The sequence below is a fragment of the Hoylesella oralis ATCC 33269 genome, from assembly GCF_000185145.2.
Taxonomy (GTDB): domain Bacteria; phylum Bacteroidota; class Bacteroidia; order Bacteroidales; family Bacteroidaceae; genus Prevotella; species Prevotella phocaeensis.
Genome location: NZ_GL833116.1, coordinates 319225 through 336135, shown reverse-complemented (window position 1 = coordinate 336135; position 16911 = coordinate 319225). Strand labels below are relative to the sequence as shown.

The following is a 16911-nucleotide window of genomic DNA, read 5'->3' as shown; positions in this document are numbered from 1 at the left end:
CTTGCTTTTACCGGTTATGAAAACAAATCGTATTTCTCGTCTACCAACTTATCGAGCGTCTCATCAAGCAGGTCTAAAAGTTTCAGCGCTACTTTATCGGTACCATACTGCTGCGTTTTTACGGCTTGCTGTGAGGCTTTATTCAACGCTGAAAGTACGCTTTTATAATCGATTACCGACTTAAAAAGACCGCTTTTCGGTGCAATATCGGTAAGTGCATCGCTCAGTTTATCCGTATTCAGATTAAAAGGTTGGAAGCTACGTTGATTGCCTTTCAGCTCTTTTAGCCACAAACGATACCCTACAAAGAAGTCGCTTGTCAGCGTAGAATAAAAACTTGTGGATAGAAAACTGTTCTTTATTTCGGGTTTGTCTTCCGTATAACCTCTGCCAATGTCTGCTTTCAGCTGATTTGTAATATACATATAGGCAAGATGGAACTTAATAAACTGCTTATTGATCAGTGCACGTGTAGACACTCCGAAGTCTTTCAACGACAGCGTTGTCTTATCACTGGCGAGTCCGTATTCCTTGAATACCGGATTTATCGCGTTGCCCTCGATAGTTTGCAGCTGCTCGTCGGGCATGGAAAGGAAGTCGAGTACGGCCAATGCACCCACAAACTCCACCACATGGGCATCATTGCGCTGCCCATTACCTCCGGGATCATTGAAATACGGATTAGAGGGAATTTCGTCTCCCAAGTAATAACAAGCATTGATCTTCGACATGGGTATGTCTACTCCATTTCGTTTCAGCCCCGTCAGGTTATCGTGATAATAGAACAGGGCCGACTTTGTTTTCGAGATAAAGTCGGCACGCGAGATAGGGCTGTTCTCATCCTGTTGCACATTGAAATACGGTAAAACCGTCAAAGCCCCTATCCGTGCATCGCGCAGATTACCGCGATTGTTTATTTGGGCATTATTTCCGGCATTGCGAATGTTCTTAACTATGATAGGATAACCTGCCGCCCCCGTACCGCCAAAGATAGAACTAACCACGAAAATACGATCGTTCTTTTGAAATACATTGGAGAACTGCCTGAACTCTTCGGAGTCTTTAAACTCGTTCAACGCCACCGAACCAATATTCGGAGAGCCCACAAAGCCGATATCCATCTTAGTGTTAAGCTGGTCGTCGGAAAACATCATCGAGCATAGGGCCTGATTTCCTGTGTCTAATGTGGAATAGGCAATGAAATCCTGAAACTTCTTCGACTCCACTGCTCCCATATTGAAAAGGAACGTATCGCTCAGGTTACTGCCGTTAGGCAGAATATCGCTCAACGATGAAATCTTGACAGAGAAGAAACCCTTTGCCACGTCAGCACTCTCGCCATATAGAGATTTACGAAGTTGCTTATACCAGCGCAACAGGTTATCGGTACGTTTCAGGTCTTCGTTTGCCTTGTGCGGATCTACAATAATGGGGATCACCTCCAAGGATATGGGACTCCCGTTATCGTCAACCGGATGAACTCCGGCTGCAAACTGCATAATGAGCGGGCGCATAACACGGCTGCCAGTACCGCCAACTAAAAATAAGAATAGTCTCATCATTCTTTTTCAATATCTTTATGTCTGCATGCAGACATCGACGCAAAGCGCCTGTTATTATTCCGGAATAGGGGTATGCCTGCAGTTAGACGACCACCAACGCACGGAATAGCTCGCCAATACGAAGAGCAGAGCCTCTACCACCATTACTACCACGCTAAAACTTAAGAGCTGAGAAGAATAAGATACGCCTTCCGTATCGAACACTCCATTCAGATATACATAAATTTCTATCGGAACGGATACCGCCGCAATCGCCAGCACCAACAGCCAATGATACCATCGGGAGAAACTCACACTGTTGATTACATAATAGTATATTCCGGCAAAAGCCCATGCCTCTACCGCCGAAATAACCGCTACGATAAAATAAAGATTTTGGTTATACATGTCTACAGAGAACTCATCTTCGTAATACATGGCCTCTAAAACCGTAGTGGAAAATATGATAAACAAGACTGTAAGTACAATTCCCGTTATCAGCAATAAAGTATTTCTTTTCATTTCGTAAGATTAATTTCTTTTAGGTTGGCCCATTGCTTAATTTTTAAACTTCAACTGCAGCCGGAAATAATAGGGTTCGCCGTCGGAATATTTCTCATAACTGCTGTAAATACCATTCAGCAAATACTTCAACCCGAAAGTAGTACGGCTATCGACATGGGTATCATCGTCGCTCGACGATGCGGTAATCCACTGCGGCATACGGTTAAGTAGCCTGATATTTACATCCTGCTCGTGCGTTATCCGGTCGGCCGACAAGATGAACAGATGCGTAGCACTGCCGATATATTTCTTTTCTGCCAGCGTTACATCACCTTTACCGATGCGACGTATCTCCTTGATTTCTATCTTGTCATCGGCATCTATGCGGTAATTGGCCTTATCCGTAAGATACTGATCATCAATAAGCATACCCGACAAATCTACAGCTAAAGTCAAACGAATGTCTCCGCTGTTACGGTCGGGTTCTACATCTTCAATGGCATGTATTTGGGTGTTCTGTCCACGTTCGGGGCGAAATCTGCCGCGAATACTACCATGTTTCAGAAGTAGAGAGCAATAAGGCTTGTACACATCGTCGGTCTCGAAGAGATACATGTTTTCGTATCCGCGCATAGAAGCAAAACGCGCGAATGACATATAATTCTTGTCTTTGGTCAAGCGGGCTATATTGTCGTTGCTTCCAACCACAACAATGTAGTACGGGCGATACCCATCGTACCGATACCCTTTCGAAGGAGAGTTGTAAGGATAGTAAAATCCGTTGTACGAACCCCGCATTTTCACGATGAGCATTGCTCGGTTTTTAACCTCATCCTTGAACACTGCGTTGGTCATTCCCTGTGCCTCGGCAAATACTTTCTGCGGATTAACGCCTGCCATATCCTTGGTCGAGTAAATCATATCGGTAACCAAGATGCTCAATTCATCATTGCCGGTCTTGTTGAGGATATTGCCGAAGATAGCTCCGAAATCGGTATATCCGGCATCGCCTATACCTTTTGTAGCCTCGAATATATCGCTATCTGCAATAAACTTACGGAACCCTTGCGGATAGGCATTAATGCTGCTGTTTACAATATATATCTTATTGTCTTCGTTATTGTTCGGTAAACTGTTGAGCATCGACACGATAGCCGCTTTAAAAGAACCGTCTCCCGCCGGCGAATCGTAGGCAATCATCGAACCGGAGCGTTCAAGATAGAAGTTAACGGCAAGATATTCGCGCCCTCCTATACCCACGAACGAGATCTTTTTAGCCGGACGTCTGTGCTCGAACAGTTCGGTTATATAGCTTTTCACAGCCTCTATATCGAGTTGTCCGTCGTGGTAAAATTCTTTAAGTTGGGCCTTGTTGGCGTCAAGATAGTATTCAATCGACTGCCAATCGTTACGGTCGATGGTCCGATCTTTATCCGCCAAGCTGACGAGCATTAAGTTGAAATCTTTTTTCTGCCTGTTTCCACAACTGCTAAAACTTACTGTTATGATTGTCAAAAGCACTATATAGAAGAGGCTTTTCAATATCTTTCTCATGCAGATATGACGTTTATAAAAAGTATATTGTTGCAAAAGTAATCAAAAAACATCATACTACGCCCATTTTACATAAAGTTTTAATACTCTATCACACCTTATTGGCTTTATAAACAGGCGATACGATAAGAATAGAACGGCCGTATATCGCACTCAGGCCATGCTTCTATCTGCGTTAGAGCACACTTCTGTTCCTTACACAAATGCAAACGAAAGAAGGATCATGTCAGGAATTAACGGCTCCACAATGCGGACAACGGCCTTTATGCGAGAGCGTTGCACCGCAATTTCCGCACACATATCGGGCACGACTGTACTCCACATACCTATGAATAGCAAACATAAAGTAAACAGCAAGCAGGATATAGCCTATATAATATAAGGTGGAAATACTGAAAATAATATAGTCTGCGGCACATACAGCCACCAGTCCGCTCAGATATTGCACAGCCTCGCCGAACGGTAACCTATGGCGCACGTCGTCTACAGCAGCGATGCCCACTATCAGCATAGCCCATACGGAAAGGAGAAATACCGACAGTATGGCGGGTACACCGAAGGGATTGAGCGTGGGATGGTAGTAGAAATGCCGCCAAACATCAGGGGCGAACATCTGTATAGAGGCATAGAGTGCCGCCGAGGAGGCCACGAGAAGGCACAGCAACGTGGGATAGAACGAGTCTATATCGCGGAAATGCACGATACGCGCCCGCTGCCTCAGCAACTTACGTATCCAATAAGTTACGGCTATGATGCTGATAACGACCAAGAAAATGAGCAAATGAACATCGGAAAACGTAGAGATGAACTGCGATATAGGATCGTCGGGTACCACTTTGGGCAGCATTTCGGTCTCGTGTATCCACCCGAATGTGTGCTGATCGCTGGCTAACTGTACCCACACGGAGTCGATGCTATCGGTAGAAATCATACGAATATCGGCTACTACCACGTGCTCGTGTCGGCGAAGAACCAGCGAGTCGGTCATCAAACCCGATATCATTTCTTCGGGTTGTTGCTTCAACAACACCAAGGAATCACTCTTCACAATAAAGTTATAGTTATTGGTATAGTGGTGCGTACTTTGGAAAGAAAGCGAATCGAGCTGCCGTTCGCTGTACTGAACCAGCGCATCCGACTTAGCTGTTTTCTTATGATAACACGACGAAAGCAACAAAAGCACCGACACAAACCAAAGTGCCGACAGGCTTACGGTAAACTTCTTAGTTTTCTGCATATAGGTTCATTTGACATTCTTTACAGTTGAATTGCAGGCGAAAACGTCGCCCATCTGCCAATCTGAGATACAAGGGTTCGCGCCAGAAGGGCTTTTTTCCGCCGTGTTTCACGCAATATCCCAAGCTGAAACGCAGGCAATGACGACATTGCATGAGCAGGTCGGGGCGACGAGATGCACCTGATGTGTCGTGAAGATGCGATGTTTCGAACGCCGAAGCAATGCCTCTCATGCCGCGATCTGCGTAAAATCGGCCGGCCAGACGGTTGGAAACATTGAAAAGATAGGGGTGTTGTTCGTATTCGGGTTGCCAATATTTTACCGGTGAAACGGCCGAAGAAAAGACTTGCAAGGGCTGCCGATCGGCCGCGGGTACAATACTTTCCATCGCTGCACGGCGCAATTCGGCGAGTTTGCTCGACGGCACAAAGTATTTGTCTGCCCCCTCTTGTATCTCTATCTGCTGCGCCTCGTAGGGCGTATTGCCGAGTTTTCCGAGCTGATTGAGTATGTTTTCGCGCTGCGGTTTCAGGGCTTTCTGCTTTTCCATCGCCAATGTCTTGGTCACAGGCACGATGCCTTCGCCCGTAACAGACAGGCTGAAGCCGTTTTCCGTAATGCCGAATGCGATGCTAATAGGTATCTTTCGCACGGCTGTCCGCTGCGAGAGAATTTTTCCGAAAGCCTCATCGTTGTTTCGATACAGTGCAAATCCCGAGCGCAGATGTGCCGGCATTTTCAACGGGAACAGCCGGTTACCCTCTACTCTGTTCACGCGGAAGCCCTCCAATTCGTGCTCATCGTTGATGAAGCAAAGCCCGTCGCCATTGCTGAACACGGCAGTTCCCGCCACATTGAAGCTGTTGTTGCGCAATTCTTTCACGCGTCCGACGTATTCGCCGAGTGCCTTCGGCGTGTCGGGAGAGTAAATGTCGGGCTGTCGCCCATGCAGAAAATAATCGGTATAACCACGGTTGAAAGTCTTTTTCAGATCGGGCTCGAAGGCATATTCTACCTTTCCCAGCGAAGCGCGTCGGTAATCTTGCGGACGTCTTGCTATAATTTCGTTCAGTCGTTTGCTGTATGCCGAGACCACATTCTTTACATAATCCGCCTCTTTCAGCCTGCCCTCTATCTTGAAAGAGCACGCTCCGGCATCGGCAAGCAGTTCGAGATCGTCTATCCGGTTCATATCCTTCAGCGACAGCAGATGCCGCTGATGCTCGATTTCTCTGCCATCCGAATCTATAAGGTCGAACTTCATGCGGCAGAACTGTGCGCACTCGCCTCTGTTGGCCGACCGATGGAAGCAATGTTGAGAGGCGTAACAAACGCCCGAATAGCTCACACAAAGGGCGCCATGCACAAATACTTCCAACTCCATATCGGGCACCCGACCGTGGATTTCGGCAATCTCGGCGGCCGAAAGCTCACGGGCAAGCACGGCACGTTCGAAGCCTGTCGACTTCAGCCATGCCACCTTCTCGGCCGTTCTGTTATCGGTTTGTGTGGAAGCATGCAGTGCCGGCAACTTCATATCTGCATTCTCGCGCCGCAATGCATTCATTATCTCCACCACGGCCATATCCTGTACGAGCAGTGCATCTGCGCCCGATGCAGCCAAGCGGCATATTATATCGCGGGTGGCAGCAAGTTCTTCTTCATAAATAATAGTATTGATGGTGACGTAAACCTTTGCTCCGAACCGATGGGCATAGCAGCACAGCGCCTCTATATCCGCCACGGAATTGCCTGCGGCAACCCTCGCACCGAAGCGATCTGCACCGATATACACGGCATCAGCGCCATGATTGATGGCTGCAATGCCGCACGCAAGGTTTTTGGCCGGCGCCAACAGCTCGAGTTTACGCATAAACGAAAATCATTATTATTTGCAAATACTTCATCTGATATCATTGATATCGTAAGGTGTTTCCTGATAAACGTAGTAATTCACCCAATTGCTGAAGAGCAAATTGGCATGGGCGCGCCACGTTACCAAGGGCTCGTTACGCACATCATCGCCGCGATAATAGTTTACAGGCATTTCTACATCGCCCCGTCTTCCTGCATCGCGTTTATACTCCTTATCGAGCGTATCGGAGGCATACTCCAGATGTCCGGTAATAAAAAACTCTCTTCCGCCGCGCGCCATTACCATTCCAACACCACTATCCGGTGAATCGCTGATGAGCGTGAGGTGATTGTTCGCCACGATATCCTCACGGCGAACTTCCGTATGACGGCTCTGCGGCATGGAAAAAACGTCGTCGAAACCGCGGAAGATGGGCAGTTCGGGCATCAAAGGATATTGCCGGAAGATGCCAAACATCTTCTTTTTCAAGGGATATTTGGGTATGCCGTAATGATAATACAGTCCGGCTTGCGCCGCCCAACAGATATACAGCGTGCTCGTAACATGGTTGCGTGCCCAAGAGAATATCTTGCTAAGCTCGCCCCAGTACTCTACTTCTTCGAACGGCATTTGCTCCACGGGCGCACCGGTGATAATCATACCGTCCCAATTCTGCTTTGCCAACTCGTCGAAATCTTTATAAAACATCATCATGTGTTCCACCGGAGTGTTCTTGGGTGTATGACTACGCAGCTTCATGAAGTTGACTTCGAGCTGCAAAGGCGTGTTGGAAAGCAACCGTACCAAATCTGTTTCTGTCGTAATCTTCAACGGCATCAGGTTCAGCACCACAATCTTCAATGGACGGATCTCCTGCCTGTGGGCACGACTTTCATCCATAACAAAGATATTTTCCTTTTTCAGCAGGTCTACTGCCGGCAGTTTATCGGGTAATCTTAATGGCATTCGTTCATCAATCTGTTTTCATTCTGAATTCGTGAGGCAGGTTCGCACGCCACGCCTCAACTGCAAAGATACAATATAAATCCGAATTACGATAAGTAACGGGGCAATTAAGTGGGGAAAGAAGGGATTACGGAGCTGCAAAAACAGATAATAAATCAGCGGCACTCCAAGCAAACGAGAAGCAGAGGAAGCCATGCAATCCACCTTTCACCACAGAATAACAAACCTACTGTGGAGAAAACAAATGCTTTCTCCACAGCGAATTGAAATGATGCAGACACCAAATATGCCCGCTTGTCAAGAATACTTAGGCTGCCATTTGATATTTTCTACAGCCTTTCGGGCATCTGTTATCTTTTCTTTTGTTATGCCCTGTTTGATGGCATTCTCCGTTACAACCACAGCGATATGCTCGGAGAATTCCGTCAGTTTGTCCACCGGAGGCAATACGGCAGCACCAGATTTCGAGGTATCGACCATTCCACCAAGGGCATGGGCTGCAGCCGACAGCAACGACTGATTAACAATCTTGGCCGTAGAGGCTATCACACCGAGTCCCAATCCCGGGTACATCAAGGCATTGTTGGCCTGTCCAATGTCGTAAGTTACGCCATTATACACAACAGGAGCACTGGGTATGCCCGTAGCAACAAGCGCTCGACCGTCTGTCCAACGGATAAGATCTTCCGCGGTAGCCTCTGCCAGCTCGGTAGGATTGGATAACGGGAAGATTACAGGGCGGTTCACAGCCGACGCCATTTCCTTAACAACCTGCTCGCTGAACATGTGTGGCGTGGTCGATGTGCCGATGAGAATGGAAGGATGCACAGCCTTTACAGAACTATAAAGGTCGGTGAATGCCGTTGCATCGGCAAACTCCGCGCGATGGCGAGTAAAACGTTTTTGTCCATCGGTCAGTCCTACGGTATCGTCAAACAGCATTCCCTGCTTATCTACCAAGTAGATACGATTGCGGGCATCGTCTTTTGAAAGCCCTTGTTGCAGAAACTCCTCGTATATCTGCGTAGCAATACCCACACCGGCCGTACCGGCTCCGAAGACCATCACACGCTGGTCAACGAATTTCTCTTTCGAAATATTCAGAGCGCCGAGAATACCTGCGAGCGCTACGATGCCCGTGCCCTGTATGTCGTCGTTGAATGTAGTGATACGATCTTGATACTTTTCCAAAATCGTTGCGGCATTGGAACGCCCGAAATCTTCCCAGTGAAGATACAAGTGCGGGAAGAGTTGCTCGGCCGTAATAACGAATTTATCTACGAAATCATAATATTTTTCGCCGCGCACACGAAGATGTCTGTTGCCAAGATATAACGGATCAGCGAGCAACTTAGGGTTATCGGTGCCCACATCCAGTACCATCGGCAATACTTGATTGGGGTTGATACCCGCAGCAGCCGTGTAAACCATCAGCTTACCGATAGAGATTGCCACGCCTCCGACGCCCCAGTCGCCGATACCTAATATCTCTTCAGCATCGGTCACCACAATGAGTCGTATGTCTCTACCGCCCGCCGCATTCTTCAAGGATTGTTCTATATCGTCGGGAGAATCTATGGATAAGAACGCTGCATCCTGCGGTTTCATGAACAGTTCATCGTATTGTCTGATGGCATCTGCCACTGTAGGATCGTAAACGATAGGCATAAACTCAGCCACATGCCGCGACATCAGGGCGTAGAAAAGAATACGGTTGGTGTTAAACAGCGTCATCAGATAGACACGTTTCTCCAAATCGGTAGCTTTTCTTTGGTATTCTTTGTAGGTCTGCACCGTTTGTTCTTCAAGTGTTTGTACTACAGACGGCAACGCTCCCGTAAGGTTCAATGCCTTTCTCTCTTCCAATGTGAATGCTGTTCCCTTGTTGCAGAACGGATCATTCAATATTTCTTGAGCTGTTTTCATAAGTTATATTTTTATATTTCGAGCAATGGCGCCCATGTTGTTTATGTTTGCAAATATAGTAAAAAATAGAAGAGGCGAATATGGAGAGAACTCGTTTTTTCATAATTTTAATGACTATCGGTTTCTAATTCGAGTAAAAATCTCCATCAGGTATAAAGTGGCAGTTGATAAGGCTATGCTTCTAAGCGGTATAAGCATTGTCTCTATCGTGCTTAGACAGGCCGCCTGTCTGCATAACATGGTGTTTCTTTGGCGGTTGGCGATATGAAAGGGATGAGTAAGGCAATAAGAAAAGGGCGCGAACAATCGGTGTGCGGTTCATTTTCTGCTCCCGAGCGTTCACGCCCTTTTGATGTTCTAAGTATAAAAATTCGTCTTTCCGCTAACGACTTACCATAGTTGTAGATACTCGCTTTCGAGCAGATATAGCTTGTCGCCCGACTTCACGTCGAATGCCTTGCACCAGTATCACTGCACAGCGGAGAAGAAATACTGATTGCCAGATGTCCTTATCAGCTATTCCACTGCCACACCATCTATGGCCAGCAACTCTCTGAGCCGGAACTCTACCAAACTAACGTTTTGGTCACGGTAAGAACCACGCACCATCATCTTTACGAATCTTCCCTTCACGCCGCCGGCATTAATCACCGTTTGTGCCGCGTCGAACCAGTGTGGTTCACCGTCGTGGGGTGCATCCACCGTTAGTAACTTCTGCCAATGGTTGAGTGCTACCTGATGATAGTCGCTCAAATTTCCGCCGTCGGCCACAGGCCTGAAAAGGAACTGCTCATCGGCCGAAAGCATCACGTCGCCCGTATGGAAATCCGAGAAGTTCGATCGCTGTGTAATCCCCACAGCAATAATGTGGTGCGCCTTACCCATATCGATGACAAACACTGTTTCATCGGCATTACGATGCCCCTTGAAAGCATGGTAATTATGCGAGTGCGAATAATCGTAATCATCACCTGAAACACCATCGTGCGAGAACGAAGAGGCGTCTGGAATCTGCCATCCCGTATGCCAGAACGTTCCGTTGTTATTGTCGAAAATAGCGCCAATGCCTGCATTATCCTCCGATCCTCCTATGGCGTTATCGTTGTTGCAGAACGTTACCTGCCAGTCGGAACGATCCACCTCGCGCGTTGTAAGACGCGGGTTGCTCAGCACCACATACGTGTAAGTGCCATCTATCTGCATTTGATCACCCATCGACGAGGAGCCGATCTTCAACGGGAGTAGATAACTATGATCGCTCACCAGATGTGCACGATCAATTTTGAGCGTGGCTTCGGCCGTAAGCGCGCCCATAGCAAATGAAAGGTTCTCCACGGTGTAGGCATTTGCAGGCAACAGTTCGTAGTTAGTGCCGTGGAAAGAATTATAATCGGCCACCGCCTGCGCATTGTCCGTCGCGTCGAGCGTACAGGTGATATTCCATTTGTTGGCGTCGCAATTCTGTATCTTCATAGGCAGTATCACGTCGAGCGATTTATATATCATCATTTCGGCGATCTGTTTCTCGGCGAAAGATATCATCGGGCTGCGCACGTCCAGTAAATACAACACGCTGCACATATCGGCGTTCACGCTGTCGGTTGTGCTCACTAACTGTAATGGCAACACGAACCTGCTACTCGGGTTGGCCTCTATTAGTTGGAAAATTTCCATTGGCTTGAAGCTCACCGGAAAATACTTCCCCGCTTCACCCGCAGCAAAAGAAATATCCTCGCCACTCTCGAAAGTAAACGCCGACTGCGGTATCAGTTTATAATTTACCCCCTGTACATCACTATATACACTGTCCAACTCGTCTTGTGAAAGCACCTTCATGCGATAGGTTGCACTCGTGTTCGGTTCACTTCCACCCTTTAGTACAATCAGGGTGTCGGTGGCCGTTGATTGTGTGGTAAACAACGATAGGTTGTGCTGGCCGTAATTCTTCACATAAGCCACCTTGTGATAGGCGTCGGGTACCAAATTTTGTAAATCGTAATCGCTGTTATGGCACGATGTGGCCACGCCCGCGCACATAAACAACAACAGAATATAATATATTAACTTTTTCATCATCGTAAATTTATTTCATGGTTAATAGCCTGGCGACTGCCTTAGATTAGGATCGTTATAAACCTCGCTGGCAGCAATTGGGAGCATGTACATACGATCGTTCCACTGGAATGGCTGATCGATATGCTTAATTTGATTGAATTCCGTAAACGACGGATTCACCTTCTCGAGCGCATTTAATCCCTCGAAGCGGCCAGCCTTCAGATAATCGGGTGCCAGCATCCAGCGTCGTAAATCGTAATAGCGATGACCTTCGCCCCACAACTCCACGAACCGCTCTTCGCGCACCATGTCCATCAAAGTGTGACTGGTGGTGATGTCGGCGGTTGTCAGTAATGGAACGCCGGCACGCTTACGCACCACGTTCAAATCATCCAACGCTTTCTGAACATTCCCTACATTGGCGTAACATTCTGCACGATCTAAGTATAGTTCCGCCAAACGAATGATGGGGAATGGCACCATGCGTATGTTGTTTCCACCATCTTGCCTGAATTTGATGTTGGGTTGAATAAACTTCCTGTTGATGAACCCTGTCTGGTTATTATCACGTTGGTATCGAGAGGGATTATAGCCTTGGCCAAGTCTGGCAGCACTGAGCATGTTAACGGTTAAAGGATCTCCGTTCGAAATAACCTCTCCGTACACATCGCCATCGAAAGACATCCATGCATAGAAACGAGGTTCTCGCTTATCGTGTAGCTTAATAATATTCGCATTGCTCAATCCCGCAGATTGCAGCCAGTCTGCTTTCGGGTAAAAATTACCATCGCGTTCGGGCAACTTGCCATCCGCGGTAAAGAAGTGCGACATTGTGTAAAGTGTGGGCGACATACCTGCCCATCCACCAATGGGGTTTCCACTCCCGTTCAGCGTAACTCCATGAGGAATACTTATCAGCATTGGGTTCACTTCCGTGGTAATTACACCAAATATCGTCTCCTTGTTGCCTTCCGTTTCGGTAGTTGTCATGAGGTAACGCATCAGCATTACTTTCTTTCTGAAGGTTTCATCAGCACCGTTATAATCGGGCAACGAAAGCTGGTCGTTATTTCTTAAAACTTCTGAAGACGCTATATCGAACAATTCTCTTTTGCCTTCGTTCACCGCAAGGTCAATAGCCTCGTTGCATGCTTCCAAAGCCTTTTGCCATTTGGCAGGGACAGCAATGCGGCTAACTAGCTCCTTTCCCCGCCCGGGAGTTTCATAAACCGTGTTCTCCCAATTGGGATAAGGAAACGAACCATTCCATAATGGCGACGCTGCATATAACAGCACGCGAGCTTTAAGCGCTTTGCAAGCTGTAGAAGTTGCACGTCCCAATTCTTCTACAGACACCGTGGCAGGCAGATGTTCAGCTGCGTCATCATACCATTTGCAAATAGAATCCACACATACATCATAATGACTACGCCCGGGAAAATCAGTCTTGGCCGTATTCTGCGGAATATAATGATCTACTAAAGGAATAGGCCCGTAAGCATTCAGCAGTTGCATATGATAGAAAGCCTCCAAGAATTTTATCTCTGCTTTCCAACGAGTTTTATCCGCCTCCGACACATTATCGGGGTGCAGCACGTCTATATATTTCATGAATAGATGGCACTGCCCTAAATTGTTATAACAGTTTGTCCACGGTCCAAACTCCGTATGGTTTGACGGCGTCATCTGGTTGTAAGAAACAAACTGCTCCCGATGCCCATATAATTGCGGTTCCACATACTCGTCGGTTGCCCCGAAATACTGACAGAACCAATCAAAATAAATAGCTGGAATGCCCGTATAACAAGAATATAGGAAGCCTAATGTGGCATCTCTGTCTTTCATCGTATCATCGAAATCGGGAGCTTGCGGCGGTACGATATCCAAATAATTACATGAAGTTAGCACAAAGACCGACAGCAATAATACCATCGACATTTTCTTTATCTTATTCAAACTAAACATAATTCATTAAATTTTAATTTGCACACCAATGTTGAACGTTCGCTGAAGTGGATAGGAATTCCACCAAATCTCCGGATCCCAATACTTAAAAGGACTGAACACAGCAAGATTATCGCCGCTAAAGTAAAGGCGACAATGACGGAACGAATAACCTATCTCAAGAGTCTTCCAACGCAAGAAGCTGAAGTCGCGCAACCAAAACGTACTACTCGGTTGGTTATTAGCATCATCGCTCTCGGAAAGCCCGAGACGGGGAAAACTCGCATTTGCATCAGGATTGCTTTCTGCCCAATAGCTATCGGCCACCCATTGCATAACAGTGCGTTGACTGCTGTTATTAGCATGGAAAGGCTGGAAGCCTTGCAAAATCTTCTTAATCTTGGCAGAGCCGTTAAAGAATACACCGAAGTCCAGTTTTTTCCATGTAAGGTTTACGCCAATTCCATACTGCATGCGCGGCAAACTTCCATATTCCGAAATCATCACTCGATCTTCTGTGGTAATCTTTCCGTCTCCATTCACATCACGATACTTAATATCACCAACCATGGGCGTGCTACCCAAGCCCGACTGATCGGCATGCAATCTTATTTCTTCCTCCGATTTAAACAATCCTTCAGCAATATACCCGATACAATGACTTAATGGTTTCCCTGTTCTCGTTTGCCATACGTAAGGATAATCCGGATCGTCTACATACACATATTTATTTTGATTATAGGTTAAGTTACCTCGTACTTCCACATGTAATTCCTTATTGATATTCGTATTCCATACTACAGCCAACTCGAAGCCCTTATTGTCTACTTTACCAATATTACTGAAAGGAATGGCCGACCAATAACCTAAGATTGTAGGGAAGGAACCACGACGCATTAAGATACGATCGGTTTTATGATGAAAATAATCGAAAACAATGTCTAATTGGTTAAACAAACGCAGATCAAGTCCAAGATCGAACTCTTTAACGCGCTCCCAATGAGCGTCCTCCACGGCATAGCGAACAACACCAGGACCTTTTTTAGTAATATTATACGGAGAACCGTTGTACGGACCGGTAGTATAACTGCCTCCGTCTCCTACATTCACTTCGTTTATATAGAGGAAATGGGCTGCCCCTGCATCCTCTCCAGTATCATCGTTTCCTACAAGACCATAGCTACAACGGAGTTTCAGAAAATCAATATATTTTGAAACGGGCTTCCAGAACTTCTCGTTACTAACCACCCAACCGATCGATGCTGCCGGAAAGAACTCGAAACGTTGCCCTTTAGCCAAGCGTTCGGTTCCGTTATACCCAAAGTTTATTTCGGCCAAATAGGTATTGTTGTAATCGTAGGTAAATCTACCGGAGAGACCTTGGTTCCTACTTGGATACACTTCTTCGCGGTATTCGCGCATCATGTACATCAGCATGCCGCCAACAGTATGTCCGCCGAAACGCCGGCTATAGTTCAAGCGAGCATCAAAATAGAACGTATCATCATTGTGTTTTGTGATATCCGACTGTGATATAAAGTCGGTACCGCTCCTTAAAAGTTCCGTTTCAAACGCATTGGGATCACTCGCTTGCCAGCTGCCGTCTACCACTCTGTAGTAATAAGGTGTGATGGAGCGTGAATAGTTGGAGCTTGCATATTGTTTCCAATTCACCAATGCTGTAACGTTTAATCCCTTGGTTATAAAATCCAACTCTTGGGTAACGTTCAGCGAGGTGTTGAATGTTGCGTAATTTAATTCCCGATAAGTGCTCAACATTTTAGCATAGGGGTTCACAAACAAACGACTATCGCTCATCACGGCATTACCGAAACGAATATGTTTATCGCCTTCTTGTGCGGGGAACATTACAGGGAACGTTACAGGATCGTTTTGAAATGTATCCCACAAAAGGTCTCGCGATGCAATATTAGGTCCTTTTGTATTGCCTATTTGCGTATTCATTCGAAGACCGACTTTCGTGGTGTTCGTGAGATCATAGGTCAGATTATTCTGAAAAATATACTCCCAGTTATTATAGTTATTATTGAACGCGTAGCCGTTTCGCGTATTCAGCAATCCCGTGTTATGGTTCGACTGCAAGCTCATGTAATAAGCAATTCTGTTTCCACCGCCCGACACACTGAGATTTGCCCGCTGATTGAAACATCCACTTTTAAACAGTTGGTCGTACCAATTCACATTCGGATACACATAAGGATTTACTCCTTTGATTGTATTTTCAATCGCATCTTCGGAATATCTCGGGGTTGCACTCGGATGGCGAGTAATTAATGCCTCGTTATACATACGCATATAAGTTGGTCCGTCTACAAACTTCACACGGTTCACCGGATGCAAATACGAGGCTTCCAGCGTTACGTTAATGGCAGTTTTGGTATTTTTCTCGCCCGTCTTCGTTGTTATAATCATTACGCCATTAGCACCACGCGCGCCATAAATGGCCGTAGCCGAAGCGTCTTTCAAAATGGTAAAGCTCTTAATGGTCTCTGGCGGAATGCGATCAAGGTCGCCGGGAAAGATTTCTACATCATCTAAAAGAATGAGAGGCCGTGTACGTCCGCCAAAGGTTGATACGCCGCGAATATAGAATTCGCCCACTGAGCCGGGCTCGCCGCTGTTTGTTTTGGCGATTACACCGGCCAACTTGCCGGCAAGGTTATTGGTAAGCGAAGAACTCGGCGTACGCAAATCATTTCCCGAAACGGTAGAGATGGAGCCCGTTACAGATATTTTGCGTTGCGTACCTGCACCTATCACCACCACCTCACCCATCTGGGCATCTGCCGGAGTCAGCTGGATATCCAACTCACCCACATTACCTATTCTCAATGTTCTTGTTGTGTAACCTATATAGGAGATGGTTATATCGTCATCAGAAATAATTCCTGTAAGTTTATAACGCCCGTTTACATCGGTAATACAACCTAAATTGGGCTTTCCTTTTACTTGAATAGTTACTCCGACAAGCGGTTCTCCCGTTACTTTATCCGTAATAATACCCGTTAACATACGGGTTTCATTCTGCACCTGACGAAGAATATCGGCGTTTTTCCCTTGTTCATATATTCTTACATCTGGCTGTCCAACCACATAGGATAAGACTCCTCGTTCTTTCCTGTTGCTGTTCGCATTAAGAAAAAGACTCACTCCTGAAAACAAGAACAAGGCTAAAAGTCTCATAGATGTCAAGAAATGGCCTTTTTTAATGCACAAATCTTTCTTCAACTTTTCATTCATGATATTTTTATTTAGTTAAGTACTTTTTGTTAATTAATCTAAGTCTAATCAAAAGTTTTCATTAATCG

At 46.3% G+C, this 16911-nt stretch carries 10 protein-coding genes; all 10 read right to left on the bottom strand.

Annotated elements, in window-relative coordinates; all coding sequences use genetic code 11:
- Positions 1-14 precede the first annotated feature (14 nt).
- A complete protein-coding gene (locus HMPREF0663_RS01465) occupies positions 15-1559 on the bottom strand; it encodes a hypothetical protein (protein WP_231375190.1) in 1545 nt (514 codons plus the stop codon).
- A gap of 57 nt (positions 1560-1616) precedes the next feature.
- A complete protein-coding gene (locus HMPREF0663_RS01460; protein ID WP_004368292.1) occupies positions 1617-2063 on the bottom strand; it encodes a hypothetical protein in 447 nt (148 codons plus the stop codon).
- A gap of 36 nt (positions 2064-2099) precedes the next feature.
- Positions 2100-3599: a hypothetical protein gene (locus HMPREF0663_RS01455; protein ID WP_004368291.1), complete on the bottom strand. Its 1500-nt coding sequence runs from the start codon at positions 3597-3599 to the stop codon at positions 2100-2102.
- 226 nt (positions 3600-3825) lie between these two features.
- Positions 3826-4836 carry a hypothetical protein gene (locus tag HMPREF0663_RS01450; RefSeq protein ID WP_004368290.1) on the bottom strand — a complete coding sequence of 337 codons (1011 nt, stop codon included), beginning with the start codon at positions 4834-4836 and terminating at the stop codon, positions 3826-3828.
- Positions 4823-6709, bottom strand: coding sequence for a peptidase U32 family protein (locus tag HMPREF0663_RS01445; RefSeq protein ID WP_004368289.1), 1887 nt, complete (start codon positions 6707-6709; stop codon positions 4823-4825). Before HMPREF0663_RS01445 ends, HMPREF0663_RS01450 begins: the two co-directional genes overlap by 14 nt.
- Positions 6710-6739: 30 nt before the next feature.
- Positions 6740-7657, bottom strand: a complete 918-nt coding sequence (metA, locus tag HMPREF0663_RS01440; RefSeq protein ID WP_004368288.1) for a homoserine O-acetyltransferase MetA — start codon at positions 7655-7657, stop codon at positions 6740-6742.
- Positions 7658-7954: 297 nt separating this feature from the next.
- Positions 7955-9583 (bottom strand): malolactic enzyme, encoded by a 1629-nt coding sequence (locus HMPREF0663_RS01435; protein ID WP_004368286.1) that lies wholly within the window; start codon positions 9581-9583, stop codon positions 7955-7957.
- A 516-nt stretch (positions 9584-10099) separates the two neighbouring features.
- The gene (locus HMPREF0663_RS01425) at positions 10100-11656 is read right to left on the bottom strand and encodes a DUF1735 domain-containing protein (RefSeq protein WP_016665583.1); all 1557 of its coding nucleotides are present in this window, start codon (positions 11654-11656) and stop codon (positions 10100-10102) included.
- A gap of 21 nt (positions 11657-11677) precedes the next feature.
- Positions 11678-13603, bottom strand: coding sequence for a RagB/SusD family nutrient uptake outer membrane protein (locus HMPREF0663_RS01420; protein ID WP_004368283.1), 1926 nt, complete (start codon positions 13601-13603; stop codon positions 11678-11680).
- A gap of 6 nt (positions 13604-13609) precedes the next feature.
- Positions 13610-16843: a SusC/RagA family TonB-linked outer membrane protein gene (locus tag HMPREF0663_RS01415; protein WP_004368281.1), complete on the bottom strand. Its 3234-nt coding sequence runs from the start codon at positions 16841-16843 to the stop codon at positions 13610-13612.
- Between the last annotated feature and the right edge of the window lie 68 nt (positions 16844-16911).

What these genes read in the sequence shown, in the direction of transcription:
- HMPREF0663_RS01435 (WP_004368286.1), bottom strand. Translation starts at nt 9,583, where the DNA reads ATGAAAACAGCTCAAGAAATATTGAATGATCCGTTCTGCAACAAGGGA.
- HMPREF0663_RS01455 (WP_004368291.1), bottom strand. Translation starts at nt 3,599, where the DNA reads ATGAGAAAGATATTGAAAAGCCTCTTCTATATAGTGCTTTTGACAATC.
- HMPREF0663_RS01460 (WP_004368292.1), bottom strand. Translation starts at nt 2,063, where the DNA reads ATGAAAAGAAATACTTTATTGCTGATAACGGGAATTGTACTTACAGTC.
- HMPREF0663_RS01445 (WP_004368289.1), bottom strand. Translation starts at nt 6,709, where the DNA reads ATGCGTAAACTCGAGCTGTTGGCGCCGGCCAAAAACCTTGCGTGCGGC.
- HMPREF0663_RS01465 (WP_231375190.1), bottom strand. Translation starts at nt 1,559, where the DNA reads ATGAGACTATTCTTATTTTTAGTTGGCGGTACTGGCAGCCGTGTTATG.
- HMPREF0663_RS01420 (WP_004368283.1), bottom strand. Translation starts at nt 13,603, where the DNA reads ATGTTTAGTTTGAATAAGATAAAGAAAATGTCGATGGTATTATTGCTG.
- HMPREF0663_RS01415 (WP_004368281.1), bottom strand. Translation starts at nt 16,843, where the DNA reads ATGAATGAAAAGTTGAAGAAAGATTTGTGCATTAAAAAAGGCCATTTC.
- metA (WP_004368288.1), bottom strand. Translation starts at nt 7,657, where the DNA reads ATGCCATTAAGATTACCCGATAAACTGCCGGCAGTAGACCTGCTGAAA.
- HMPREF0663_RS01425 (WP_016665583.1), bottom strand. Translation starts at nt 11,656, where the DNA reads ATGAAAAAGTTAATATATTATATTCTGTTGTTGTTTATGTGCGCGGGC.
- HMPREF0663_RS01450 (WP_004368290.1), bottom strand. Translation starts at nt 4,836, where the DNA reads ATGCAGAAAACTAAGAAGTTTACCGTAAGCCTGTCGGCACTTTGGTTT.